The organism is Dactylosporangium sucinum (genome assembly GCF_014647515.1).
GTDB lineage: Bacteria > Actinomycetota > Actinomycetes > Mycobacteriales > Micromonosporaceae > Dactylosporangium > Dactylosporangium sucinum.
The window spans coordinates 5,511-29,242 of the sequence record NZ_BMPI01000025.1; the positions used below are offsets into that span (position 1 = coordinate 5,511).

22 protein-coding genes are annotated in these 23,732 nt (G+C 73.0%); 18 read left to right on the plus strand and 4 right to left on the minus strand.

The annotated features are described in order from the left end of the window. Window positions 1-17: 17 nt before the first annotated feature. From IEZ31_RS24675 to IEZ31_RS24685, 3 genes are read right to left on the minus strand one after another with little or no spacing between them, the layout of a single operon-like run. Window positions 18-539 carry a flavin reductase family protein gene (locus tag IEZ31_RS24675; protein ID WP_190252338.1) on the minus strand — a complete coding sequence of 174 codons (522 nt, stop codon included), beginning with the start codon at window positions 537-539 and terminating at the stop codon, window positions 18-20. Further along, a complete protein-coding gene (locus tag IEZ31_RS24680; RefSeq protein WP_190252339.1) occupies window positions 536-1,360 on the minus strand; it encodes a VOC family protein in 825 nt (274 codons plus the stop codon). The genes IEZ31_RS24675 and IEZ31_RS24680 overlap by 4 nt, the downstream gene beginning before the upstream one ends. Further along, window positions 1,357-2,079 (minus strand): enoyl-CoA hydratase/isomerase family protein, encoded by a 723-nt coding sequence (locus IEZ31_RS24685; protein WP_190252340.1) that lies wholly within the window; start codon window positions 2,077-2,079, stop codon window positions 1,357-1,359. Before IEZ31_RS24685 ends, IEZ31_RS24680 begins: the two co-directional genes overlap by 4 nt. Window positions 2,080-2,271: 192 nt before the next feature. Here IEZ31_RS24685 and IEZ31_RS24690 point away from each other — a divergent pair, with 192 nt between their 5' ends. Genes IEZ31_RS24690 through IEZ31_RS24740 form a run of 11 tightly spaced genes read left to right on the plus strand, consistent with a single transcriptional unit; the run spans window position 2,272 to window position 14,326 of the window. Then, a complete protein-coding gene (locus IEZ31_RS24690) occupies window positions 2,272-3,792 on the plus strand; it encodes an ABC transporter substrate-binding protein (RefSeq protein WP_190252341.1) in 1,521 nt (506 codons plus the stop codon). A 2-nt stretch (window positions 3,793-3,794) separates the two neighbouring features. Then, entirely contained in the window at window positions 3,795-4,646 is an 852-nt protein-coding gene (locus IEZ31_RS24695) for an ABC transporter ATP-binding protein (protein ID WP_190252342.1), read from the plus strand. After that, window positions 4,643-5,602, plus strand: a complete 960-nt coding sequence (locus IEZ31_RS24700) for an ABC transporter permease (RefSeq protein ID WP_190252343.1) — start codon at window positions 4,643-4,645, stop codon at window positions 5,600-5,602. Before IEZ31_RS24695 ends, IEZ31_RS24700 begins: the two co-directional genes overlap by 4 nt. 4 nt (window positions 5,603-5,606) lie before the next feature. Further along, complete coding sequence (locus IEZ31_RS24705; RefSeq protein ID WP_190252344.1) at window positions 5,607-6,506, plus strand: ABC transporter permease; 900 nt, start codon at window positions 5,607-5,609, stop codon at window positions 6,504-6,506. Then, entirely contained in the window at window positions 6,503-7,297 is a 795-nt protein-coding gene (locus tag IEZ31_RS24710) for an ABC transporter ATP-binding protein (protein WP_190252345.1), read from the plus strand. The genes IEZ31_RS24705 and IEZ31_RS24710 overlap by 4 nt, the downstream gene beginning before the upstream one ends. After that, complete coding sequence (locus tag IEZ31_RS24715; protein ID WP_190252346.1) at window positions 7,288-8,688, plus strand: zinc ribbon domain-containing protein; 1,401 nt, start codon at window positions 7,288-7,290, stop codon at window positions 8,686-8,688. Before IEZ31_RS24710 ends, IEZ31_RS24715 begins: the two co-directional genes overlap by 10 nt. Next, window positions 8,678-9,862 carry an acetyl-CoA acetyltransferase gene (locus tag IEZ31_RS24720; RefSeq protein ID WP_190252347.1) on the plus strand — a complete coding sequence of 395 codons (1,185 nt, stop codon included), beginning with the start codon at window positions 8,678-8,680 and terminating at the stop codon, window positions 9,860-9,862. Before IEZ31_RS24715 ends, IEZ31_RS24720 begins: the two co-directional genes overlap by 11 nt. Further along, window positions 9,859-10,776 (plus strand): SDR family NAD(P)-dependent oxidoreductase, encoded by a 918-nt coding sequence (locus IEZ31_RS24725; protein ID WP_190252348.1) that lies wholly within the window; start codon window positions 9,859-9,861, stop codon window positions 10,774-10,776. Before IEZ31_RS24720 ends, IEZ31_RS24725 begins: the two co-directional genes overlap by 4 nt. Window positions 10,777-10,794: 18 nt before the next feature. Continuing rightward, window positions 10,795-11,292, plus strand: coding sequence for a VOC family protein (locus IEZ31_RS24730; protein WP_190252349.1), 498 nt, complete (start codon window positions 10,795-10,797; stop codon window positions 11,290-11,292). Further along, entirely contained in the window at window positions 11,292-12,797 is a 1,506-nt protein-coding gene (locus IEZ31_RS24735; protein WP_190252350.1) for a class I adenylate-forming enzyme family protein, read from the plus strand. Before IEZ31_RS24730 ends, IEZ31_RS24735 begins: the two co-directional genes overlap by 1 nt. Next, the gene (locus IEZ31_RS24740; protein ID WP_229835810.1) at window positions 12,794-14,326 is read left to right on the plus strand and encodes a class I adenylate-forming enzyme family protein; all 1,533 of its coding nucleotides are present in this window, start codon (window positions 12,794-12,796) and stop codon (window positions 14,324-14,326) included. The genes IEZ31_RS24735 and IEZ31_RS24740 overlap by 4 nt, the downstream gene beginning before the upstream one ends. Here IEZ31_RS24740 and IEZ31_RS24745 read toward each other — a convergent pair. Further along, window positions 14,317-15,309: an MBL fold metallo-hydrolase gene (locus IEZ31_RS24745; RefSeq protein ID WP_190252351.1), complete on the minus strand. Its 993-nt coding sequence runs from the start codon at window positions 15,307-15,309 to the stop codon at window positions 14,317-14,319. The two genes, IEZ31_RS24740 and IEZ31_RS24745, sit on opposite strands and share 10 nt — an antisense overlap. A 67-nt stretch (window positions 15,310-15,376) precedes the next feature. Between IEZ31_RS24745 and IEZ31_RS24750 the strand changes: the two genes are divergently transcribed. From IEZ31_RS24750 to IEZ31_RS24780, 7 genes are all read left to right on the plus strand, one after another. Then, window positions 15,377-16,897 carry an AMP-binding protein gene (locus IEZ31_RS24750; protein ID WP_190252352.1) on the plus strand — a complete coding sequence of 507 codons (1,521 nt, stop codon included), beginning with the start codon at window positions 15,377-15,379 and terminating at the stop codon, window positions 16,895-16,897. Beyond that, entirely contained in the window at window positions 16,884-18,035 is a 1,152-nt protein-coding gene (locus IEZ31_RS24755; protein ID WP_190252353.1) for an acyl-CoA dehydrogenase family protein, read from the plus strand. The genes IEZ31_RS24750 and IEZ31_RS24755 overlap by 14 nt, the downstream gene beginning before the upstream one ends. A gap of 12 nt (window positions 18,036-18,047) precedes the next feature. After that, window positions 18,048-19,058, plus strand: coding sequence for an acyl-CoA dehydrogenase family protein (locus IEZ31_RS24760; protein ID WP_190252354.1), 1,011 nt, complete (start codon window positions 18,048-18,050; stop codon window positions 19,056-19,058). An 84-nt stretch (window positions 19,059-19,142) separates the two neighbouring features. Beyond that, the gene (locus IEZ31_RS24765; protein ID WP_190252355.1) at window positions 19,143-20,225 is read left to right on the plus strand and encodes an LLM class flavin-dependent oxidoreductase; all 1,083 of its coding nucleotides are present in this window, start codon (window positions 19,143-19,145) and stop codon (window positions 20,223-20,225) included. Next, window positions 20,222-21,205 carry an LLM class flavin-dependent oxidoreductase gene (locus IEZ31_RS24770; protein ID WP_190252356.1) on the plus strand — a complete coding sequence of 328 codons (984 nt, stop codon included), beginning with the start codon at window positions 20,222-20,224 and terminating at the stop codon, window positions 21,203-21,205. Before IEZ31_RS24765 ends, IEZ31_RS24770 begins: the two co-directional genes overlap by 4 nt. Continuing rightward, window positions 21,202-22,743 (plus strand): class I adenylate-forming enzyme family protein, encoded by a 1,542-nt coding sequence (locus IEZ31_RS24775; protein ID WP_190252357.1) that lies wholly within the window; start codon window positions 21,202-21,204, stop codon window positions 22,741-22,743. Before IEZ31_RS24770 ends, IEZ31_RS24775 begins: the two co-directional genes overlap by 4 nt. Then, window positions 22,740-23,726, plus strand: a complete 987-nt coding sequence (locus IEZ31_RS24780; protein WP_190252358.1) for an LLM class flavin-dependent oxidoreductase — start codon at window positions 22,740-22,742, stop codon at window positions 23,724-23,726. The genes IEZ31_RS24775 and IEZ31_RS24780 overlap by 4 nt, the downstream gene beginning before the upstream one ends. Window positions 23,727-23,732: the final 6 nt, after the last annotated feature.

Below are 23,732 nucleotides of genomic sequence, written 5' to 3' on the forward strand. Positions count from 1 at the left end.
AGGAGGGGGCGGGGGGGTTACTCGGGGACCGGGGTGGGGGCTGCGAAGCGGCCGCGGTAGAAGGACAGGGCCGGGACCTTTGTCGGCTTCAGGTGTACGTGATCGACGTCCAGCAGCACGATCACGTGGTCGCCGCTGGTGATCACCTCGTTGCGCCGGCCGGCGAGGACCGCGGGCGTGCCGGGCAGCAGCGGCACCCCGTCGGGGCCGGGCACCCAGGACACCCCGCTGAGCTTCTCGGCGCCGGTCAGGCCCGAGGTCGCGAACCGCCGGGCCACGTCCTCCTGGTCCTGACTGAGAATGTGGATCGCGATGCGGGCCGACTCCATGAGCACCCGGAAGCTCGACGAGGAGTTCGCGACGCAGAACAGCACCTTCGCCGGCTCCAGTGATACCGACGTGAACGAGTTGACGGTCAGCGCGGCGACGGCCGAGCCCGAGGACGGGCCGGTCACCGCGGTCACCGCCGTCACGCCGGTCGGGAAGTGCCCGCAGACCTGGCGGAACTGGGCGGAGTCGAAGAGGGGCTCGGTCATCATCGGCGCACCGCCCGGTCGGAGGGGTCGTCGGAGGGGTCGTGGCGGAGCCCGCCCTCGAGCTGGATGAGGCACAGCGTGTGCCCGCCGGGGTCCTTCACCAGGTGCAGGCGCCCGTGCGGGCTGTCGACGGGTCCGACCGTGGGCAGGCCGCCGAGGGCGGTCACCCGGCCGAGGGCCTCGTCGAGGTCCGCGACGGTGAAGTACGTGATCCACTTCGACGGGATGAGGTTGGGCCACTCGTTGTCGAGCTCGAGGACGCCGGCGACGGGCACGTCGCCGAGCATGAGCACGGTGTACGGGCGGGCCGTCGGCGAGTCGTCGCGCTGCTGGGTGGCGTAGCCGAACAGGGCCCGGTAGTAGTCGACCGAGGCGGCCGGCTCGCCGGTGTCCAGCTCGTTCCAGCACAGCGCGCCGACCGCGTTGAGCACCTCGACGCCGGCCCGCGACTCGCCCTGGTAGAGGCCGAAGGCGGCGCCGAACGGGTCGATGACTGCGGCGCCCGTGCCGGCGGCCGGCAGGTATCGCGGCGGCGTGACGAGCTCGCCGCCGAGCGTGACCGCCAGCCGGGCCGAGCGGTCGATGTCGTCGACGGCGAAGTAGGTGATCCAGCCGCGGGGCCGGCCGCCGTGCAGGCCGGCGGCGTCGGAGATGCCGGCGACGTCGCGGCCGCCGACGCTGCACATGCGGTACGTCGTGCTGCCCAGTTGCTCGTGGCGGACGCTCCAGCCGAGCAGCGCGCGGTAGAAGTCCTCGGCCTTGGCCGGGTCGGGCGTGCACAGCTCCACCCACACGGCCTCGCCGGCCCGGAACCGCCCGCTCATCGCGGCGCTCCGGCGACGATCGTGCGGGCGGAGACCTCGTAGGCCCGATCCGGGGAGCCGGTGGCGAGGCTTGACTCGACGACCTCCACCACCGCCCGCAGCGTCGGTCCCGGCACCGCGGCCAGCGTGCCGACGAGGGCGTCGACCGCGCCGTCGAGGTCCGCGGCGGGCACGACCCGGGCCACCAGGCCCCAGGCGAGCAGCTGCGCCGCGGTCGCCGTGGCGGCGCCGGTGAGCAGGTCGTAGGCGTGGGCGCGGGGGAGCGCCTGGGCGATCGTGTGCCCGACGCCGGCCGGCGCGAAGCCGTAGCGGGCCTCCGGCAGCGTGAGCACGGCGTCGTCGGCGGCCACCGGGAGGTGCACCGCGGCGAGCAGCCCGGCGCCGAACCCGATGACCTTGCCGCGGACCGCGGCGACGACGGGCACGGGCAGGGTGCGCACGCGCCGCAGGGCGGCATCGCCGGCGCGCAGGCCGCCGGCGACGGCGGCGGCGGTGGTGGCCGCGAGGGCGGCGAACGAGGAGGTGTCCCAGCCGCCGCAGAAGTGCCGGCCGGCCATGTCGAGGCGGACGACCGCGCAGGCCTCGTCGGCGGCGGCGGCCTCCAGCGTGTCGACCAGCTCGCGCAGCGCCGCGTCGTCGAAGCAGTTGCCGCGCCCCGCGTTGTCGTAGCGCACCCGAGCGACACGGCCGTCGTGTTCGCGGGTCAGGGTGATGGTCACCGGCGCATCATACATACCGGTCGGTATGAAGACAACGTCGCTGGCCGGGCCATGGATGTCATCCGATCGTCACAACCGCGATACGCCGTGGACCTGTTGACTTGATACCGGCTGGTCGGTACTTTGTGGCCAGCGTCACGGCCGCTGACCGCGGTGACATGACAGGTCCATCGCTTGTGAAGGACGTCCATAATGACCATCAGATTCTTGCGATCCCGGCGGCCGTTGGCGCTGGCCGCCGCCCTGACGATCGCGAGCGCGGGCCTCGTCGCCTGTGGCGGGTCGGAGCCGGGCAGCAGCCAGTCGGCCGGCCCGCTCACCGTCCGGGCGCTGCTCGCCGCTCAGCCCGCCACCCTCGACCCCATCGTCGGCGCCCGCTCCGCCCAGATCGTCTGGGCGACGATGCTCGAACCCCTGATCAACACCGACAAGGCCCTGGCCATGACCGACACCGGCCTGGTCACGAGCTGGACCCGCACCGACCCGACCACCTGGACGCTGAAGGTGCGCGACGGTGTCAGCTTCAGCAACGGCGAGAAGGCCGACGCGGCCGCGGTCGCCAACACCCTGCTGCTCACCCGCGACGCCGCCGCGTCGCAGCTGAAGTCCTACTTCACGAACGTGTCCGCCGTCGACGCCCCGGACGCCGGCACCGTCGTGGTCAAGACCAAGACCCCGCAGTACAACATCCCCGACCTGCTCACCACGGTCTACCTGGTGCCGCCGAAGTACTACAAGGAGAAGGGCTCGGAGGGCTTCGCGGCCGAGCCGATCGGCACCGGCCCCTACGTCTGGGCGGGCGCGCACGCCGGCCGCGACATCTCGGTGAAGAAGAACCCGAACTACTGGGGCACCCCGGCCGCCAACGACGGCATCACCTTCACCTGGGCCAACGAGGCCGCGCAGCGGCTCGCGCTGATCCAGAGCAAGAGCGTCGACGTCTCGTTCGACCTGCCGCCCGCGCAGTCCAACGAGGCCAAGAAGGCCGGCATCACCGTGGTCAGCACCGAGACCGCGATGAAGATCATCGCGTTCCTCGACTCGACCAAGGCGCCGTTCGACGACCCGAAGCTGCGCGAGGCGGCCGCCCTGGCCATCGACCGGGACGCCATCGTCAAGGGCATCTTCGACGGCCAGGCCGTCGCCGACTCCGGCCTGCTCAACATCCTCCCGGGCCAGCAGCCGGCGCAGAGCGTCAAGGCCGACCCGGCCAAGGCCAAGGAACTCGTCGGCGCCTCCGCACCGGCCGTGCAGATCACCTACCCGGCCGCGCAGTACACCAACATCGAAGAGGTCTCGCAGGCCGTCGGCGGCGCCCTGGAGAAGGCCGGCTTCAAGGTCACCTACGTCCCGATCGACTACGGCACGCTGGTCAAGCGGGTCGTCGGCCGCCAGGTCCCCGGCATCGCCATCTTCGCCGGTGTCCCGAACGTCGCCACCCCGGACTACTTCGCCAGCGGCTTCATGAAGACCAAGTCGATCACCGGCAACTGCCCCGACCCGCAGACGGACGAGCTGATCGGCAAGGCCCTGGAGCAGGACAGCGCCCAGGCCGCCGCGCCGATGTACGAGCAGCTCAACACCACGGGCGTGGTCGACAAGCACTGCTACGTGCCGCTCTACCGGCAGGTGTTCAACTACGCGACCAACGGCGTCAAGGGTGTGGCGTTCGGCCCGCTGAACACCGTCGACTTCACGAAGACGACCCGCTGACGATGCCCGAGGCAGTCGAGACGGGAGTGCCGGGCGGCGACGTCGCCGCCCGGCACCTCCGCACCCCCGAAACCGACACCCCGGTGCTGGTGGTCGACGACCTCGTCGTCGACCACCGCAACCGGTCCACCGGCGAGGTCTTCCGGGCCGTCGACCACGTGTCGCTGCGCATCGAGGCCGGCCAGAGCGTCGCCGTCGTCGGCGAGTCCGGCTCCGGCAAGACGACCCTCGCCATGGCCGCCACCGGCCTCGGCACCCGGGGCGAGGGCGACATCCGGCTGCTCGGGCACTCGCTGTCCTCGGTCGGCCGCAAGGAGCTGCGCCGGCTGCGGCCCGAGGTCCAGGTGGTCTTCCAGGACCCGCACGGCTCGCTCGACCCGCGCCAGTCCGTCCGGTCGGGCCTGCGCGAGCTGCGCACGCTGCAGCCGCGGCGCACCGACTGGATCGACGACACCGGCCTGCTCGGCCGGGTCCGGCTGGCGCCGGAGCTGCTCGACCGCTATCCGCACCAGCTCTCCGGCGGCCAGGCGCAGCGGGTCTGCATCGCCCGCGCGCTGCTCATGCGCCCGCGGCTCATCGTCGCCGACGAGCCGACCTCCGGCCTCGACGTCTCCGTCCAGGCCGACGTGCTCGCCCTGCTCAAGGAGATCCGGGCGACCACCGGGGCGGCCCTGCTCATGATCAGCCACGACCTGGCCGTCGTCCGCTCGGTCTGCGACGTCGTGCACGTCATGTACCGCGGCCGGGTCGTCGAGTCCGGGCCGTGCGAGACGGTCTTCGCCACCCCCGAGAACGAGTACACGCGCGAGCTGCTGGCCGCCATGCCCGGCGCGCGCTGGAGGTCCCGCCGATGAACACCAGCACGGAGACGCGCCCGAAGCCGCGGCTCAGGGCCGGCACGGTCCGGCGCGTCGGCGCGCGGGTCGCCGCCCTGCTCGCCTCGCTGCTCATCGCGCTGAGCATGGCGTTCCTGCTCGGCCGCCTCTCCGGCGACCCGACCGCCACCATCCTCGGCCCGATGGCCCCCGAGGAGCAGCGCGTCCAGCTGCGCCACGAGCTCGGCCTCGACCGGCCGCTCATCGTGCAGTACCTCGACTACCTCAAGGGCGTCGTCACCGGCGACCTCGGCCAGTCGCTGCAGTTCTACCAGCCGAACACCACCATGATCATGGACCGGCTGCCGTTCACGCTCCAGCTCGTCGCCGGCGGCATGGGCCTGGCCATCCTCATCGGCGTCCCCCTCGGCGTGCTCGCCGCGCGCCGCGAGGGCACCTGGTGGGACCGGGCCGCCTCGACCCTCGCCCTGCTCGGGCAGTCGGTGCCGGTGTTCTGGTTCGGCATGATGCTCGTGGTGCTCTTCGCCGTGAAGCTCGGCTGGCTGCCGGCCGGGCAGTCCGGCACCCCGCGGCACCTCGTCCTGCCCGCGCTGACCATGTCGGTGTACCCCATGGCGCAGATCGCCCGGCTGACCCGCGCGTCGATGAGCGAGGCCCTCGCGGAGCCCTACATCGACTCCGCCCGCGCCCGCGGCATCGCGCCGCTGCGGGTCGTCTGGCGCCACGCGTTCAAGAACGCGATGATGCCGATCCTGACCATCGTCGTGCTGCAGACCGGCATCCTGCTGTCCGGCGCGGTCGCGGTCGAGTACGTGTACTCCTGGCCCGGCCTCGGCCAGCTCGCGCTGCAGGCCATCCAGTTCCGCGACTTCCCGCTCGTGCAGGCGATCGTCGTCTTCGGCGCGCTCACCTTCGTCCTGCTGAACCTGCTCGTCGACGTCATCCACTCGATCGTCGACCCGAGGGTGAGGTGACCTCGTGACCCAGCTCGAACTCGAGACGGCGACCGGCGACGGGACCGTGCCGGTCAACCCGCCGCGGCGCGGCCGCCGCCGGCGGACCTCGGTCTTCTGGCTCGCCCTGCCGCTCGTGGCCGCCGCGATCCTGGTCTTCGTCCTGCCGCTGACCGGCCTGCTCCCCGAGGCCGGGCAGAACCTCGACGCGACCCGTCGCGCGCCCGGCTTCCTGGCCGGCGGCTCCTGGTCGCACCCGCTCGGCACCGACAAGCTCGGCCAGGACGTGCTGCGCCAGTTCGTCTCGGCCGGCCGGATCACGATCGTGATCGGCCTCGTCGGCGCGGTCGTCGCGATCGGCCCCGGCACGCTGCTCGGCGTGCTCGCCGGCTACTTCCGCGGCTGGGTCGACCGGATCATCTCGGTGCTCATCGACGCCCAGCTGGCCCTGCCGTTCATCCTCATCGCGCTGGCCATCATCTCGAACCGGGGCAGCTCGCTGCCGGTGCTGTTCCTGGTCCTGGCGCTCACCGGCTGGGCCGTCTGCGCCCGGGTCACCCGCTCGGCGACGCTCGCGATCCGCGAGCGGCAGTTCGTGCTCGGCCTGCGGGCCGCCGGCGCGTCCGAGCCGCGGATCGTGTTCCGGCACGTCCTGCCCAACCTCGCCGGCACCATCGTGGCCCTGGGCACCCTGCAGGTCGGCACCGCGATCCTCATCGAGAGCGCGCTGAGCTTCCTCGGCCTCGGCGTCGTCCCGCCGATGGTCAGCTGGGGCTCGCTGCTCGCCTCGGGCCAGGACGAGCTCAGCCAGGCCTGGTGGATCGCGTTCTTCCCGGGCCTCGCCATCACCCTGCTGGTACTGCTGGTGAACCTCCTCGGCGACGCCCTGCTCACCCACCACGACCCGCGGAAGAGGCGCCGATGAAGACCGGCCTGCTCGACGTCAGGGGCCTGTCCATCACCGCCCGGCTCGCCCACGACGACCTGTCCCTCCTCGCCGGCGTCGACCTGGCGGTCGGCCGCGGCGAGATCGTCGGCGTCGTCGGCGAGTCCGGCAGCGGCAAGACCACCCTCGCCCGGTCGGTCGTCGGGCTCCTCGAGCGCAACGTCCGGGTCACGGCGGGCGCGATCGAGCTCGCCGGCGACGTCGTCGTCGCGCCCGGCGTCGACCGCACCGACCGGGTCCGCGGCACCGCCGTCGGCATGGTCTTCCAGGACGCCTCGCGCTCGCTGAACCCGCTCATGAAGGTCCGCACCCACCTCGCCGAGGTGCTGCGCCGGCACGTCAAGGGCATCACCAAGGCCGACGTCGAGCGGCGCTCGGTCGAGGTGCTGGAGCAGATGCGCATCACCGACACCAAGCGGGTCCTCGACAGCTACCCCCACCAGCTCTCCGGCGGCCTGCGCCAGCGGGTCGCCATCGGTCTCGCCGTCGTCACCCGCCCCGCGCTGGTGATCGCCGACGAGTGCACCACCGCCCTGGACGTCACCACCCAGACGAAGGTGGTGGGCCTGTTCCGCACCCTCGTCGACGAGCTCGGCATCGGCCTGCTGTTCGTCACGCACGACCTCATGCTCGCCAGCGACCTGTGCGACCGCATCGCCGTGATGAGCGGCGGGCGGGTCGTCGAACAGGGCAGCATCGAGCACGTCCTGGACCACCCCGAGCAGGAGTACACGAAGCGGCTGCTGGCCGCCATACCGTCGTGGAGCTGACCATTTCCACCACAGGCATCGGTGCGTACGCCGCCTATCTCCCGGCCTACGCGCTCACCGACAACCGGCTGGACGCCAGCGGACCGGCGCGACCCGCAGGGCCCGCCCGCAGCGTCGCGTCGTTCGACGAGGACACCGTCACCATGGCCGTGGAGGCGCTGCGGCACCTGCCCGCCGGGCGGTCCCTGCTGCTCGCCACGACCAGCGCACCGTACGAGGCGAAGACGTCGGCCGGGATCGTGCACGAGGCCCTCGGCCTCGACCCCGGCGTCGCCGCCGCCGACCTGCGCGGGCACCGCTCCGGCGCGACCGCCCTGGACCTCGTCACCGCGACCGGCGCCGCGGCGGCCCTCGCCGACCTGCGCACCACCCGCCCCGGCGCCCCCGACGAGCTCGCCCAGGGCGACGCCGCGGCGGCGTTCGTGGGCGGCACCGCCGCGGCGGTCCTGCTCGGCCGGGCCGCACACACCGCCGAGATCCTGGAGCGCTGGCGGCTGCCCGGCGAGCGGCACGACCGGGTCTGGGACGAGCGGTTCACCGCCGAGATCCTCGCCGACGCCGGCCTCGCCGCCGCCCGCCGGGCCCTGGCCGAGGCCGCCCTCGACGCGGTCGACCACGTCGTCGTCTCCTCGTCGAACGCCCGTGCCGCGGCGGCCCTGCGCAAGCGGCTGCGCGGCTCCGGCGACGACGCCGCGGTCGAGCGGGCCACCGGGTTCACCGGCGCCGCCCACCCGGGCCTGCTGCTCGCCGACGCCCTCGACCGGGCCGAGCCGGGGCAGACGATCCTGCTGCTGTCCGCGACCGAGGGCGCCGACGCGTTCGTGTTCCGGGTCGCCGACGGGGTCCGGTCCGCGCGCCGCGGCCCGGCCGTGCGCGAGCGGCTCGCCGACCGGCAGACCCTCGGCTACGGCCGGTACCTGCGCTGGCGCGGCCTGCTCGACGTGCAGGGACCGGCCCGGCCGGCCGCGCCCGCCCCGGCCGCCCCGCCGATGCACCGCCGCGCCGGCTGGAAGTACCGTCTGGAGGGCAGCCGGTGCGGCGCCTGCGGCCGGATCACCACCCCGCCGAGCCGGGTCTGCGCCTCCTGCGGGATCGCCGGTGAACTCGCCGGCGAGGGTGGCGGGAAGGTCTCGCTGCGCGACCGGACGGCCCGGGTCGTCTCCGTCACCCGTGACCACCTGACGACGATGCCGGAGCCCGACGTCGCGATCGTCGTCGCCGACGTCGACGGCGGCGGAAGGCTCACCGCCTACGCCACCGACACCCCGTCCGGCGACGTCACCGTCGGCATGGCGCTGACGCCGACGTTCCGGCGGCTCTGGACCACCGACGGCATCCACAACTACTTCTGGAAACTGCGTCCCGCAAAGGATTTCACCGATGGGCAGTAGGCGCATGGCCCACGACGTCGCGATCGTCGCGATGGGCTGCACCCAGTTCCGCGACCACTGGAGCTCCTCGGCCGACGACCTCCTCGTCGACGCCGTCACCGAGTGCGTCGGCGCCCTGCCGAACGTCACCCTCGGCGACGTCGACGCGTTCTGGGTCGGCACCCAGGGCTCCGGCATGTCCGGGCAGACCCTGGCCCGGCCGCTGCGGCTGGTCGGCAAGCCCGTCACCCGCGTCGAGAACTACTGCGCCACCGGCTCGGAGGCGTTCCGCAACGCCGCGTTCGCCGTCGCGTCCGGCGCCTACGACATGGTGATGGCGACCGGCGTCGAGAAGCTCAAGGACTCGTCGCAGTCCGGCCTGTCCGCCGTCTACCCGCCCGACGACGGCACCGCCGTCGACTGGACCGCACCCGCCGGGTTCTCGCTGCTCGCCCCCGCCTATCAGGAGGCGTACGGCGTGGACGCGCGCGGCATGCGGGACGCGCTCACCCGGGTCGCGGTGAAGAACCACGCGAACGGCGCCCGCAACGCCCGGGCCCAGTTCCAGAAGGCCGTCACCGCCGAGGCCGTCGAGCGGGGCCCGCGCATCGCCGGGCAGCTCGGCGTCATGGACTGCTCCGGCGTCTCCGACGGCGCCGCCGCGGCGATCCTGGTGCGGGCCGAGGACGCGTACCGGTACACCGACAAGCCGGTCTTCCTGCGCGGCATGGGCTTCGTCGCCGGCTCCGGCGCCGGGCTGGCCGCCGACGGCTACGACTTCACGACGTTCCCCGAGGTGGTCGAGGCGGCCCGGGTGGCCTACGAGCAGGCCGGCGTCACGGACCCCGCATCCCAGATCTCCCTCGCGGAGGTCCACGACTGCTTCACCCCCACGGAGGTGGTGCTCATGGAGGACCTCGGCTTCTCCGAGCGCGGCAAGGCCTGGCGCGACATCCTCGACGGCCGCTACGACCTCGGCGGCGCGCTGCCGGTGAACACCGACGGCGGCCTCAAGTCGTTCGGCCACCCGATCGGCGCGACCGGGCTGCGCATGATGTTCGAGTGCTTCACCCAGCTGCGCGGTGAGGCCGGCGACCGGCAGGTGCCGGACGCCCGGCTGGCCGTCGCGCAGAACCTCGGCGGGCAGCCGGGCTCGTGCGTCGCGTTCGTCGCCGTCCTGGGCAGCGAGCGATGAGCGCGCGCGTGGACCTGAGCGGCCGCGTCGTCGTGGTGACCGGCGCCGGCAACGGCATCGGCCGGGCACACGCGCTGGCGCTCGCCGAGCGTGGCGCGTCGGTCGTCGTCAACGACCTCGGCGGGACGGTCGAGGGTTCCGGCGCATCGGGCGCCGCCGAGCAGGTCGTCGAGGAGATCGCGAAGGCCGGCGGGACCGCCGCCGCCTCGACCGACTCGGTCGCCACGGCCGAGGGCGGCGCCGCCGTCATCCGGACCGCCGTCGACGCGTTCGGCCGGGTCGACGCCGTCATCCACAACGCCGGCATCCTGCGCGACCGGACCCTGGCGAAGATGGGCGACGACGACGTCACCGCGGTGCTCGACGTGCACCTCGCCGGCGCGTTCAACGTGCTGCGCCCCGCCTGGCCGCACATGGTCGAGCGGGGCTACGGCCGCATCGTGCTCACCAGCTCCTCGTCCGGGCTGTTCGGCAACTTCGGCCAGTCGAACTACGGCGCGGCCAAGGCCGGGCTCGTCGGGCTGATGAACGTCCTGGCGCTGGAGGGCGCCCGGCGCGGCATCCTCGTCAACACGATCGCGCCGACGGCCGCGACCCGGATGACCGAGGGGCTGCTCGGCGAGCTCGCCGACCGGTTCGACCCGCGGCACGTCGCCGCCGTCGCCACGTTCCTCGCCTCCGAGCAGTGCACGCTGAACCGGCACATCCTCACCGTCGGCGGCGGCCGGGTCGGGCGGATCTTCCTCGGCGTCACCCCGGGCTGGTACTCCGGCCCCGAGCCGGCCTCGCCCGACGACATCCTCGCGTCCCTCGACGACATCTGCTCCCTCGACGGGTTCATCGTCCCGGACAGCGGCGCCGACGAGGTGACGCTGCTCCAGCGGGTGCTCTCCAGCGACAGCGGAACCGAATAGAAAGCGAGTCACACCCCCATGCCGGTCAGCGAAGTGCACCACGTGGCCATGACCGTCTCCGACGTCGACCGGGCCGCGGACTTCTACGAGCAGGCCCTCGGGTACCGCAAGACGCTGCGGACCGACGTCGGCGGCCCCGGGATCGAGGTGGCGCTGCGGCTGCCCGCCGGCACCACCGGGCGGGTGCAGTACCTGCAGGGCCCCAGCAGGATCGGGCAGCTGGAGCTCATCGAGTGGAGCGGCGAGAAGCGGCGCACCGCCACCGCCGGGCACCTGGAGCTGGGCACCTTCCTGCTCAGCTTCGAGGTGCCGCTCGACGAGATGGCGCAGCTGCACGCGCGGATGGTGGCGCTGGGTGCCGAGTGCCTGTCCGAGCCGCACCGCACGCTGCTGGAGAACTACGGCTACATCACCGCGTTCGCGGCCCGCGACCTCGACGGCAACCTGCTGGAGTTCGTGTCGCTGCCGACCCGCGAGGAGATCCTGGCCTACCGCGCGTCGCTGGCGACCGGCTGATGGCCACCAGCAACTTCGCCGAGACGCTGCGGCTGCAGGCGCTGCGCCGGGCCGGCCGCGAGGCCCTCGTCGACGGGTCGCACCGGTGGACCTACGCCGAGCTCGACGCCGACGTCGACCGGCACGCCGCCGCGCTGCTCGCCGCCGGGGTCACCGCCGGCGACCTGGTCGGCGTGCTCGGCCGCAACACCGCCACCTACGTGCTGGAGCTGCTCGCCCTGGCCCGCATCGGCGCCGTCTCGGTGCCGCTCAACTGGCGGCTGCACGCCACCGAGCAGGCGTACGTCTTCGACCAGGCCGGCATCACCGCCCTGCTCTACGACGACGACTTCGTCGACGACGCCGAGCACCTCGCGGCGAAGACCGGCGTGCGGACCCTGGTCGCCAACGGCGAGCGGCGCGTCGGCACCGCCGAGCGGCTCGGCGACCTGCTCGCCGCGCAGCCGGCCGGGGTGCGGGTGCCCGACGCCGAGAAGGCGCCCGACGACGTGCACCGGCTGCTGTACACCTCCGGCACCACGGCCCACCCGAAGGGCGTCATCCACACCTGCGGCAACCTCACCGCCAACCACCTCGCCCAGGTCCTCGAGCTGGAGCTGACCCAGCACGACCGGATCCTGGTCTCGGCCCCGCTGTTCCACGTCAGCGGCCTGGAGGCGCCCGGCCTGGCGATCTTCACGGCCGGCGCGACGATGGTCCTCACGCCGACGTTCAAGGCCGAGGACATCGCCCGGATCGCCGCCGAGGAGCGGATCACGGGCATGGTGCTGGCCGCCCAGATCCTGTTCGGGATGCTCGACCTGCCGTCGCTGGACCTGTCGGCGCTGCGCTACCTGCTGTTCGCCGGCGTCGCGCCCAGCGTGCGGCGCACGGTGAAGCAGCGGCTGCCGCACGTGCGGCTCATCGACACGTTCGGGATGACCGAGCTGTGCAACGGCGTGTGCTACATGGACGCCGCCCACGAGGAGTCGAAGATCGGGGCGCTCGGCGCGCCGTTCCCGGGCGTGCACCTCCGCATCGTCGACGACCACTTCCGGCCGGTCGCCCCCGGCGTCGAGGGCGAGATCATCGTGCGCGGGCCGAAGATCTCGCCCGGCTACTGGAACGACGACGAGGCCAACCGGCGCACCCGCCGCGACGGCTGGTTCCTCACCGGCGACGTCGGCCGCCTCGACGAGGACGGGTACCTCTGGTTCGTCGACCGCCGCGTCGACCTCATCAAGTCCGGCGGGGAGAACGTCGCCGGCGCCGAGATCGAGCGGGTCATCGCCCAGCACCCCGACGTCGCCGAGGTCGCCGTCATCGGTGTGCCCGACCCGCAGTGGGACGAGGTGCCCAAGGCGTTCGTCATCCTGCGCCCCGGCGCGGGCGCGACCGGCGAGGACATCCGCGCGCACTGCCTCGCCCACCTGGCGAGGTTCAAGGTGCCGAAGTACGTGCAGTTCGTCGAGTCGCTGCCGCGCAACGACTCCGGCAAGGTCCTGAAACGGGGGCTGCGGGCATGAGCACCGCCAACATCGCCGCCATGCTGCGCGGCAACGCGCTGCGCTTCGCCGACCGCGACGCGCTCGTGTTCGAGGGCCGCCGGTGGACCCACCGGCAGCTCGACGACGACGTCAACGCGCTCGCCGCCGGCCTGGCCGCGCAGGGCGTCGGCCCCGGCGGCCGGGTGGCGATCGTGGCCAACAACGTGCCCGAGTTCCTCATCCTGTCCCTCGCGCTGTCGAAGCTCGGCGCCGTCTTCGTCCCGCTCAACTACCGCCTCACCGCGGGGGAGCTGGCCCACCTGCTCGGCCACGCCGGCGTGCAGGCGGTCGCCACCGTGCCGGAGTACGCGCCGCTGGCCGCCGCCGCGATCGAGGGCCTGCCGGCGGTGCGCCGCTTCGCGCTCGAACCGATCGGCGACGGCTGGCTCGACCTGCGGGCCCTGGCCGACGACCACCGCGGCGAACGCGTCGCGGACGCCGACCTCGGCGACGACGCGCTGCAGCGGATCGTCTACACGTCGGGCACGACGAGCCTGCCGAAGGGCGTCATGCTCACGCACGGCAACGTGAACATGAACATGCACGCCCAGATCGTCGAGCTGGGGCTGCGCCCGGGCGACCGGATCCTCAACTTCGCCCCGCTGTACCACGTCGGCGGCACCGACCTGCCCGGCTACGGCATCTGGCACGTCGGCGGCTGTATGGTGCTGCAGCGGCGGTTCGACCCGCTCGCCGTGCGGCGCGCGATCGAGGCGGAGCGGATCACCGGCATGGTGATGGCCGCGACGATGCTCGACATGGTCCGCCGGGTCGAGGAGCCGGCCGACCTGTCCTCGGTGCGCTGGCTCATCTACTCGCAGGTGACCTCGGCGCTGTTCGCCGTCGCGCGGGAGCTGTTCCCCAACGCCCGGCTCATCGAGGGCTACGGGCTGACCGAGACGTGCAGCGGCCTGACCTACCTCGACGAGGCGCACATGGAGTCCAAGCAGGGCTCGGTCGGCATCCCGGTGCCGTGGGTGCAGGTGCGGGTCGTCGACGCGGACGGCGACGACGTGCCGGTGGGGGAGAACGGCGAGGTGGTCGCCCGCGGGCCCAAGGTGAGTCCGGGGTACCTCGACGACCCGGCGGCGACGGGCAGCGCGTTCCGCGACGGCTGGTTCCACACCGGCGACGTCGGCTGCTTCGACGCCGACGGGTACCTCTACATCCGGGACCGGCTCAAGGACATGATCCGCAGCGGCGGGGAGAACATGTCCAGCGCCGAGATCGAGAACGTGCTCGCCGACCACCCGCTGGTCCTCGCGGCGTCGGTCGTCGGGGCGCCGGACCCGAAGTGGCAGGAGGTCCCGGTCGCGTTCGTCATCGGCCGCCCGGGGCTGACGGCCGACTCGCTCATCGCGCACGCCCGGGCGCGGCTCGGCCGGTTCAAGGTGCCGAAGGAGGTCTACATCGTCGAGGAGTTCCCGACGAACCCCTCCGGCAAGGTCCTCAAGCGCACCCTGCGCGATCTGCGCGGGTCGATGACGCCGGACTGGACCTACGGCTGACGGTGCCCGAGCAGGGCCAGGGTGTGCACGAGGTTGAACCGCTTCGTGCCCCGGCCCAGCTCGTCCCACGGCTTACGCCAGGTCATCCGCCGGGCGACGTCCCACGCGGTGTCGCCCGGGCCGGCCAGGGCGTGCGCGGTCTCGACCTCGGCCCGGTGGTAGGCGGCGAGCGCCCCGGCCCGCGCGGCCACGTCGCCGTAGGGGTACTGGTGCGCCGGGCAGGCGACCGTCGCGCCCAGGTCGCGGATGCGGGCCAGCGAGGCGAACAGGTCGCCGGCCGGGTCGTCGCCCGGCCGGCTGACGATCGCCAGCTGGGTCGGGCCCTCGGCCATCATCGTGTCGCCGGTGAAGACCAGGCCGCGGGTGTCGTAGTAGACGAAGTGGCCGTAGGTGTGGCCGGGGGTGGGCACGGCGTGGATCGTGACGCCGCCGAACGCGAGGTCGGTGGCGGCGGTGAGGGCGACGTCGAGGGCCAGGTTCTCGTCGTGCACGGCGACGGTCAGGGCGTCGGCGTACATCTCCTCGACCACCGCCGCGGGCGCGCCGGTCAACTCCAGCGAGGCGCGCAGCTGGGTGAGGAAGTCGCCGCGGGTGGCGTGCATCGTCGCAAAGTCGTCGGCGCGGCCCATGACGACCTGCGCGCCCGAGATCTCGCGGACCCGGGCGGCGAAGCCGACGTGGTCGGGGTGGTTGTGGGTGAGCAGCACGGCCCCGATCGACTCGACGCGGTGCCCGATCGTCGCGAGGGACGCCTGGAACGACTCCCAGCAGCTGCGGTGGCGGTAGCCGGCGTCGACGAGCACCAGGCCGCCGCCGGTCTCGATGAGGAAGACCGTCACCGAGCGCAGGGGGTGACCGTTGAGGGGGACCGGGACGGCCCAGACGCCGTCGACGACGGGGGCCGGCCCGGGCACCTCCCGGGCGTTCCAGCTGGCGGCATGGGCTGCTCCGGCCGGGGTTGCGGGGGTCGCGGGTATGGACATCGTCGGCAGGCTCCCTTACTGTTGGCAACAACATACCGGATGGTCGGAATTTAACTCAAGGAGCCCGATGAGCGAGGACCGCACCGGTTTTCGGCTGTGGGCGGCCGCCGAACCGGACCTGTGTGCGATCGTGACCGCCGACGACCGGCGCATCTCGTACGGCGAGCTGTACGCCGAGGTGAACCGGATCTCGCACGGCCTGCGCACCCGGGCCGGGCTCGAGGCCGGCGACACCGTCGCGGCGGTGATGACGAACAGCGCCGGCATGGTCGCGCTGTACCTCGCCGCGATGCAGTCGGGGCTGTACCTGGTGACGCTGAACTACCACCTCACCGAGCCCGAGATCGCCTACATCCTGGCCGACAGCGGGGCCAAGGTGGTCGTCGCCTCGCCGCGGGTCTCGGACGTCGTGGCCGCCGCCGCGCCGGCCGGGGTGCGGGTCTACGTCGACGGCGAGTCGCTGCCGGAGCTGACCGCCGGCATGCCCGTCACCAGCCCGCAGGACACGCCGGCGGGCTCGCTCATGATGTACACCTCGGGCACCACCGGCCGCTCGAAGGGCGTCAAGCGGCCGCTCAGCGGCATCGACGCCGACGCCGGCGCGCTCACCTACGTCTGGCTGTTCAACGAGTTCGGCATGGAGCGCGACGCGTTCGGCTCCTGGCTCGTGTCGGCCCCGATGTACCACTCCGCCAACATCACCCCGGCCATGGGCGCGCTGCACGCCGGCGGCACGCTCGTGCTGATGGACGGCTGGACCCCGGAGGGCTTCCTGCGGCGCGTCGCCGACCAGCGGGTCACCGGCACCAGCATGGTGCCCACCCACTTCTACCGCCTGCTGCAGCTGCCGCCCGAGGTGCGCGCGGCCCACGACGTCTCGTCGCTGCGCTACGTGCTGCACGGCGCGGCGCCCTGCCCGGCCGAGGTCAAGCAGCGCATCCTCGACTGGTTCGGCCCGGTCGTCTACGAGTACTACGGCTCGACCGAGGTCGGCACGACCATCGCCCGGCCGCACGAGTGGCTCGCGCACCCCGGCACCGTCGGGCGGCCCGCCTCCATCTCGACCCTGAAGATCCTCGACGAGCAGGGCAACGAGGTCCCCGCCGGGCAGACCGGCATCGTGTACATGCGCCAGGGCGACGACAAGGTCGAGTACCACAACGACCCGGGCAAGACCGACGGCGCCCGCCACGGCGGCCTGATGACCGTCTGGGACGTCGGCCACGTCGACGCGGACGGCTTCCTGTACATCACCGGCCGGGCCGCCGAGCTCATCCTCGTCGGCGGCGTCAACGTCTACCCGGCCGAGATCGAGGCCGCGCTCATCGCCCACGAGTGGGTCGCCGACGCCGGCGTGGTCGGCGCGCCCGACCCCGAGTTCGGCGAGGTCCCGCGGGCCCACATCGTGCTGCGCGACGGCGCGCCGCCCGCGGACTCGGTCGTCGAGGCGCTCCGGGAGTACGTCGGGACCGTGCTCGCCAAGCCGAAGCGCCCGGCGCAGTACGTCGTGCACGACGCCCTGCCCCGCGACCCCAACGGCAAGCTCTACAAGGCCAAGCTCCTGGAAGGTGCCCATGGACTTCGATGACAGCGAGGCCGACCTCGCCTTCCGGCGGGAGGTCGGCGCCTGGCTCGACGAGGCGCTGCACGACGTGCCCGACCAGGAGGAGCTGACCCAGGACGAGCGCGAGCAGTGGTCGCGGGTCTGGCAGGACCGGCTCTGCGCCGGCAACTGGGCCGGGCTGTCCTGGCCGGTCGAGCACGGCGGCCGCGGCCTCGACGCGATGGCGCAGGCCATCTTCAACGAGGAGGCCGCCGTGCGCGGCGCTCCCTACCCGCTCAACGGCGTCGGCATGATGCTCGCCGGGCCGACGATCATCGCCCACGGCACCGCCGGGCAGCAGGCCCGGCACCTGCCGGGCATCCTGCGCGGCGAGACGTACTGGTGCCAGGGCTTCAGCGAGCCCGGCTCCGGCTCCGACCTGGCCAGCCTGCGCACCGCCGCGACGAAGGTCGACGGCGGCTGGCTGGTCAACGGCTCGAAGATCTGGACCTCCAACGCGCACAACGCCTCGAAGTGCCTGCTGCTGGCCCGCACCGACCCGGACGCGCCGAAACACCAGGGCATCACCTACCTCCTGGCGCCGATGGACCGCTTCACCGTCCGCTCGCTGGTGATGATCAACGGCGACACCGAGTTCAACGAGATGTTCCTCGACGACGTGTTCGTGCCCGACGAGGACGTGCTCGGCGGCGTCGGCAACGGCTGGAAGGTCGCCCTGACCACCCTCGCGTTCGAGCGCGGCAGCATGGCGCTCAACCTGTGGGTGTGGGCCCGCCAGGCGGTCGACCGGGTGATCGACGTCGGCCTCGCCCGCGGGCTGGCCGGCGACAGTGCGTTCGTCGACACGGTCGGCGCGCTGCAGTGCGACGCCGAGGCGGTGCGCATCGGCTCGATGCGCATGCTCGGTGAGAGCCAGGCCGGCGGCGTGCCCGGCCCGGAGACCTCGGCCCTGAAGAGCCTGTGGGCCGGCGTGGTGCAGAACGCCAACCGGCTCGCGGTGCAGCTCGACGAGGCCGGGGGAGTGCTCCTCGACGGCGACGGCGCGGCACCCCGGATGCGCCGGTACCTGCGGGCGCGCGCCCACACCATCGAGGGCGGCACCGAGGAAGTCCAGAAGTCCATCCTCGCGGAGCGGGTGCTCGGCCTGCCCCGCTCGCGCTAGGCGGAGAGGCGCATGCGAGCGACGTTCACCCAGGAACAGCTGGAGATCGGCAAGACCGTCCACGCCATCGCCGAGGGCGAGGCGGTCACCGCCCGCGCCGCCCTGTCGGCGCCGTGGACCGCCCCGGCCTGCGACGGCCCGCTGCTGCGGGACTTCGGGCTGCTCGGGGTGCCCACCGCGGCCGGCGGCATCGGCTCCGGCCTCATCGACCTGCTCGTTGCCGTCGAGGCGCTCGGCGAGCACCTGGTGCCGAGCCGCTACCCGGCCCACGCGGCGGCCGTGCAGCTGCTCTGCGGCGCCGGCACCGAGCTGCCGGCGGACGTGCTGGAGGGCACCCGCGTGCTCACCCCGGCCGTCGACGCCGGCCCGTCCTCCTGGACGCTGGTCCGCTACGCCGCGCCGGCTGACGGCTTCGCCGTGCTGGGCGGTGGCGACGGTGACGACTCCCGGCGGGTCCGGATCGTCGGCCCGGCCGGCGTCACGGTGACCCCGCGGCAGTCGCTCGACCCGTCGCTGCCGCTCTCGGACCTCACGGTGGCCGCCACCGCCATCGGCAGCGTGCCCGGGGTGGCGGCCGCCGTGGACCGGGCCACGCTCGTGGTCGCCGCCGAGCTGTGCGGGGTCGCGCAGGGTGCGATCGAGCTGGCCGCCGGGCAGGCCCGCACGCGCAGGCAGTTCGGGCGGGTCATCGGCTCGTTCCAGGGCGTCGCGTTCCAGCTCGCCGAGGCCGCCACCGTGCGCAAGGCCGCCTGGGACCTCACCCTCTACGCGGCGTGGGCGGTCGACAACGCCCGCCCCGACGCCGGGATCCAGGTCCACGCGGCCAAGGCGGCCGCCGGCCGGGCCGCCGTCTTCGCCGCCGAGCGCTGCATCCAGGTCCACGGCGGCATGGGCATCACGATGGAGGCGGATCCCCACCTGTACCTGCGCCGCGCCCTCGTCCTCGACGCGGTGCTCGGCGCCGGCTCGTGGCACCGCCGCCGCACGGGGGAGCTGCGTATCGCCGCGCGCCGCGGCGCTTGAAAGAGGCCCTGGCCTGCGGCACCCTTGCAGGCCGTTCGTGAGACCAGTAACATACCGGCTGGTCGGAATACTCCAGGAGAGACCGTGAAGTTCGGCATCATGAACCTGTTCCCGGTGAGCGAGGGCACATCGGACCACCAGGTGCTCCGCGACACCCTCGACGAGATCGAGATGGCCGACGAGCTCGGGTTCGACTCGGTCTGGCTGGCCGAGCACCACTTCTCGAAGTACGGCATCCTCGGCAGCCCGGTCCACTTCGGCATGGCCGTGGCCGAGCGCACCAGCCGGATCACCATCGGCACCGCCGTGCTCGTCCTGCCGCTGCACGACCCGCTGCGCCTGGCCGAGGACATCGCCGCGCTCGACGTGCTCAGCGGCGGCCGGGTCTCGATCGGCGTCGGCCGCGGCTACCAGCCCTCGGAGTTCGCCGGCTTCGGTATCCCCCTCGAGGAGTCCAAGGAGCGCTACCAGGAGACACTGGAGATCCTGCGGCTCGCGCTGTCCCAGGAGAACTTCTCCTACGAGGGCCGGTTCTTCAAGTACGACAACGTCACCACCTACCCGCGGCCGTTCACGCCCGGCGGGCCGCCGATCCTGCAGGGCACGGTCTCGCCGGACAGCTTCCGCGAGCGCGGCGCGGTCGGCGAGTCGATCATCACCTCGCCGAACTTCACACCCCTGGGGATCATGCAGAAGAACTTCGACCTGTACCGCGAGAGCATGGCCGAGAACGGCTTCGACATCGCCGGCTACGACGTGCCCTTCATGCAGCAGGTCTGGGTCGGCGACGGCGAGGACGGCCTGCGCGACGCGGCCCAGGCGGCGATGAACTACTACAAGTCGGTGGGCAAGGTCATCCCCGGCTCGGAGGAGGCCATCGAGAAGGAGCGCAAGTACTACGCGGCGGTGGCCAAGAACATCGAGCTGCTCACGCTGGAGCAGACGCTCACCCACGGCGGCAACTTCGGCAACGCGCAGCGGGTCATCGAGACCATCGAGATGCTGCGCGAGCAGCTCGGCATCAACCACTACATCGGCTGGCTGCGCATCCCGACGCTCGACCGCAAGGCGGCGCTCAAGTCGATGGAGGAGTTCGCCGACAAGGTGATCCCGCACTTCCGGGCGCAGGAGCAGGCCCGGTCCGCAGCGCAGGCGGTCGCCGGGTGAAGATCAGCTGCTTCCTGAGTGCCCAGTTCGACCCGTCGGCGAACGCCGCCGACGGCATCGACGACGTGGTGACCCAGGCGGCCGCGGCCGAGGCGGCCGGGTTCCACGCCGTCTACCTCGGCCACCACTACCTGGCCCGGTCCGCGTTCGTGCAGCCGATCCCGCTCGCCGGCTACCTCGCGCACGCCACCAGCCGGGTCCGCATCGGCTTCGCCGTCCTGCTCGCACCCCTGCTCAACCCGGTCGCCCTGGCCGAGGAGCTGGCCTCCCTCGACGTGCTGTCCCGCGGCCGGCTCACGGTCGGCCTCGGCGCCGGCTACCGCAAGCGGGAGACCGCCGCGTTCGGCGTGGCGTGGGACGACCGGCTGCGCCGCCTGCGCGAGTACGTGCCGCTGCTGCGCGCGCTGTGGAACGGCGAGACCGTCGACGCCGCCGGCAGCTGGGGCGAGGTGCCGGGCGCCTCCCTGGCCCTGCGCCCCGTCCAGCCGGGCGGGCCGCCGATCTGGATCGGCGCGTTCGCGGAGCCCGCGGTCCGCCGGGCCGCCCGCCTCGACGCGCCCTGGCTTATCGGCCCGAAGGGCAACGACCAGGAGCTGGCCCACCTCCTCGGCATCTACCGCGCGGAGCTGCAGGAGCGCGGGTTCGCCCCGCAGCGGGAGTACCCCATGAGCCGCGAGGCGTTCATCGCCGACAGCTACGACGCCGCCGTCGCCGGGGTCCGGCCGCACCTGCAGCGGCAGTACGCCGGCTACAAGTCGTGGGACGACGCGCAGTCCCTCGACCTCGACCGCTACCTCGCCGAGGACTGCCTGGTCGGCTCGGCCGACGAGATCGTCGCCAAGCTCCGCCGCTGGGAGGCCGAGCTCGGCATCACCGAGGTGTCGCTGCGCCACCAGTTCGTCGGCGCGAGCCAGGAGGAGGCCATGGAGCAGCTCGCCCGCTTCGGCGAGGAGGTCATCCCCCGGGTGGTGACGCCGTGACGAACCTCGCCCGCATCCTGGAGGGCCGCCGCGGCGACCGCGCCGACGTCGTCGGCCTGCACGGCGAGGACGGCCGGTCGTGGACGTTCGCCGAGGTCGACCGGCTCGCCGGCGGGGTCGCCGAGGCGCTGCGCGCCGAGGGGATCGGCCCCGGTGACCGGGTCGCCTGCTACCTGACCAACGGGCCCGACATCGTCTTCTTCCTCTTCGGCGCCTGGAAGCTCGGCGCCGTCCCGGTGACGGTCAGCAGCCTCTACAACGCCTCGGAGCTGGCCGAGTCGGTCGTCAAGACCGATCCGCAGCTGCTGCTCGTCGACGACCGCCGCCCCGGCGTCGTCGCCGAGCTCGCGACGCTGTCCGCCGTGCCGGTCCGCGCGTTCGGGCCCGCCCTGCCCGGCGTCGCCGCGCTCGACTGGCGGCACGAGCGGCTGGTCGAGGCCGTGGACGTCGACCCCGAGGCCGAAGCGTGCATCCTGTTCACCGGCGGCACGACCGGCCGGCCCAAGGCGGTCAGCGTCACCCACGGCGGCACCCGCGGGTCCCTCGCCCGGCTGGCGCGCGTTTCCACCGGTACCGACGGGGAATCCACCGCCGCCGTGGACGCCAAGGCGAACCTCATCGCCCTCCCGCTCTTCCACAGCGGCGGGCAGCACTCGCTGCTGTTCGCGTTCTACGTGGGGCGGCCCGCCGTGGTCTGGGAGCGCTTCGGGATCGACCGGCTGGCCGAGCTCATGCAGCGGTTCCGCTTCGACAACTTCTTCTTCCTGCCCACCATGGTGTTCGACATCGTGCACGCCGAGCGGGACCTGCCGTTCGAGGGGGTCAAGTCGGTGCTCGTGGCCGGGCAGGCGATCTCGTGGCCGGTGCGCCGCGCGTTCGAGGAGCGCTACCGGGTGCCGATCCTGGTCAACTACGGCTCGACCGAGGCCGGGCACATCGCCGGCTGGAACGGCCGGGACATGAAGGCCGGGCTGTGGAAGCCGGGCTCGGCCGGCCGGGTGTACCCGGGCGTGGAGCTCGAGATCCGCGACGATGCCGGCACCGCCCAGCCGACCGGCGCCGAGGGTGAGGTGGTCGTCCGCTCGGAGCTCACCCGCGGCTACGTCGACGACGCCGAGGCCTCCCGCGAGCTGGTCCGCGACGGCTGGGTGCACACCGGCGACATCGGCTACGTGGACGAGGACGGCGTGCTGTTCCTCGTCGGCCGCAAGCGCGACATGATCAAGTGCGGCGGGTTCCAGGTCTGGCCCGAGGAGATCGAGGACGCCCTGCGCGAGCACCCGCTCGTGCACGACGTGCGCGTCCTCGGCCGGCCCGACGACCGGCTCGGCGAGATCCCGGTCGCCCTCGTCGTGCGCGAGCCCGGCGGCACCGTCGCCGACACCGACCTCGCCGAGGCGCTCGTGGCCTTCGCCCGCGACCGGCTCGCCCACTTCAAGACCCCGCGGCGCATCGAGTTCGTGCCGGCGCTGGAGCGCAGCGCGACCGGCAAGCTCAGCCGCGTCTCGCCCGCAGGCTCCCCTGGAGGTGACCGGTGAAGTTCGGCATCATGGCGTCGCACCAGTACCCCCACGGCGACGACCTCGGCAGGCACCTCAGCGACCTGTTCGGCACCGTCGAGCTGGCCGCCGAGCTGGGCTACGACTCGGTCTGGACGATCAACCACTTCCAGTCGAACCTGGCCACCCCGCAGCCGATCTCGATGACGGCGAGCCTCATCCCGCGCTCCGGCGACATGCTCATCGGCACCGGCATCCTGCTGCTGCCGATGTTCCACCCGGTGCACGTCGCCGAGGAGTTCGCCACCCTCGACCACCTCTCCGGCGGCCGGGTCGTGCTCGGCGTCGGCGCCGGCTACCGGGAGAACGAGTTCGCCGCGTTCGGCATCGACCCGGACACCCGCTTCCGCCGCCTCGACGAGAGCCTGCGGCTCATCCGGGCGCTGTGGAGCGGCGAGCCGGTCACCAGCGACGGCGAGTTCTACCCGCTCAAGGACGCCACCATCGGGGTGCGGCCGCTGACCGCGGGCGGCCCGCCGATCTGGGTCGGCGCGGGCGGCAAGAAGGCGGTGCGCCGCGCCGCCCGGCTCGGCGACGCCTGGTACGCGCCGGGCAACTCGCCGAGCAAGCGGTTCCTGCCCGAGCACCTCGCCGTCTACAACGCCGCGCTCGCCGAGTACGGCCGCGACCCGGCGACGGTGAGCCGGCCCGTCGGCGTCGAGCTCTACTGCGCGCCGACCACCGAGCGTGCCGTCGAGGAGGCGCTGCCGCACGCCCGCCGCGAGTACTCGACCTACGCCGAGTACCCGGCGCTGCGCTGGCAGCGGGACCGCTTCGACGAGCTGGTGCGCAACACGCTGCTGCTCGGCTCGCCGGAGTTCCTCGTCGAGCGCATCTCGGCCCTGCGCGACATGGGCTTCGACCACCTCATCTTCCGCCCCGGCTGGCTGGGCATGCCGACCGAGCAGGTCCGCGCCTCCCTGCGGCTGTTCGCCACCGAAGTGTTCCCCGCCTTCCGCTGAAATGTA

What these genes read in the sequence shown, in the direction of transcription:
- IEZ31_RS24675 (WP_190252338.1), bottom strand. Translation starts at nt 539, where the DNA reads ATGATGACCGAGCCCCTCTTCGACTCCGCCCAGTTCCGCCAGGTCTGC.
- IEZ31_RS24760 (WP_190252354.1), top strand. Translation starts at nt 18,048, where the DNA reads ATGCGAGCGACGTTCACCCAGGAACAGCTGGAGATCGGCAAGACCGTC.
- IEZ31_RS24735 (WP_190252350.1), top strand. Translation starts at nt 11,292, where the DNA reads ATGGCCACCAGCAACTTCGCCGAGACGCTGCGGCTGCAGGCGCTGCGC.
- IEZ31_RS24755 (WP_190252353.1), top strand. Translation starts at nt 16,884, where the DNA reads ATGGACTTCGATGACAGCGAGGCCGACCTCGCCTTCCGGCGGGAGGTC.
- IEZ31_RS24745 (WP_190252351.1), bottom strand. Translation starts at nt 15,309, where the DNA reads ATGTCCATACCCGCGACCCCCGCAACCCCGGCCGGAGCAGCCCATGCC.
- IEZ31_RS24700 (WP_190252343.1), top strand. Translation starts at nt 4,643, where the DNA reads ATGAACACCAGCACGGAGACGCGCCCGAAGCCGCGGCTCAGGGCCGGC.
- IEZ31_RS24680 (WP_190252339.1), bottom strand. Translation starts at nt 1,360, where the DNA reads ATGAGCGGGCGGTTCCGGGCCGGCGAGGCCGTGTGGGTGGAGCTGTGC.
- IEZ31_RS24710 (WP_190252345.1), top strand. Translation starts at nt 6,503, where the DNA reads ATGAAGACCGGCCTGCTCGACGTCAGGGGCCTGTCCATCACCGCCCGG.
- IEZ31_RS24730 (WP_190252349.1), top strand. Translation starts at nt 10,795, where the DNA reads ATGCCGGTCAGCGAAGTGCACCACGTGGCCATGACCGTCTCCGACGTC.
- IEZ31_RS24725 (WP_190252348.1), top strand. Translation starts at nt 9,859, where the DNA reads ATGAGCGCGCGCGTGGACCTGAGCGGCCGCGTCGTCGTGGTGACCGGC.
- IEZ31_RS24690 (WP_190252341.1), top strand. Translation starts at nt 2,272, where the DNA reads ATGACCATCAGATTCTTGCGATCCCGGCGGCCGTTGGCGCTGGCCGCC.
- IEZ31_RS24740 (WP_229835810.1), top strand. Translation starts at nt 12,794, where the DNA reads ATGAGCACCGCCAACATCGCCGCCATGCTGCGCGGCAACGCGCTGCGC.
- IEZ31_RS24695 (WP_190252342.1), top strand. Translation starts at nt 3,795, where the DNA reads ATGCCCGAGGCAGTCGAGACGGGAGTGCCGGGCGGCGACGTCGCCGCC.
- IEZ31_RS24750 (WP_190252352.1), top strand. Translation starts at nt 15,377, where the DNA reads ATGAGCGAGGACCGCACCGGTTTTCGGCTGTGGGCGGCCGCCGAACCG.
- IEZ31_RS24720 (WP_190252347.1), top strand. Translation starts at nt 8,678, where the DNA reads ATGGGCAGTAGGCGCATGGCCCACGACGTCGCGATCGTCGCGATGGGC.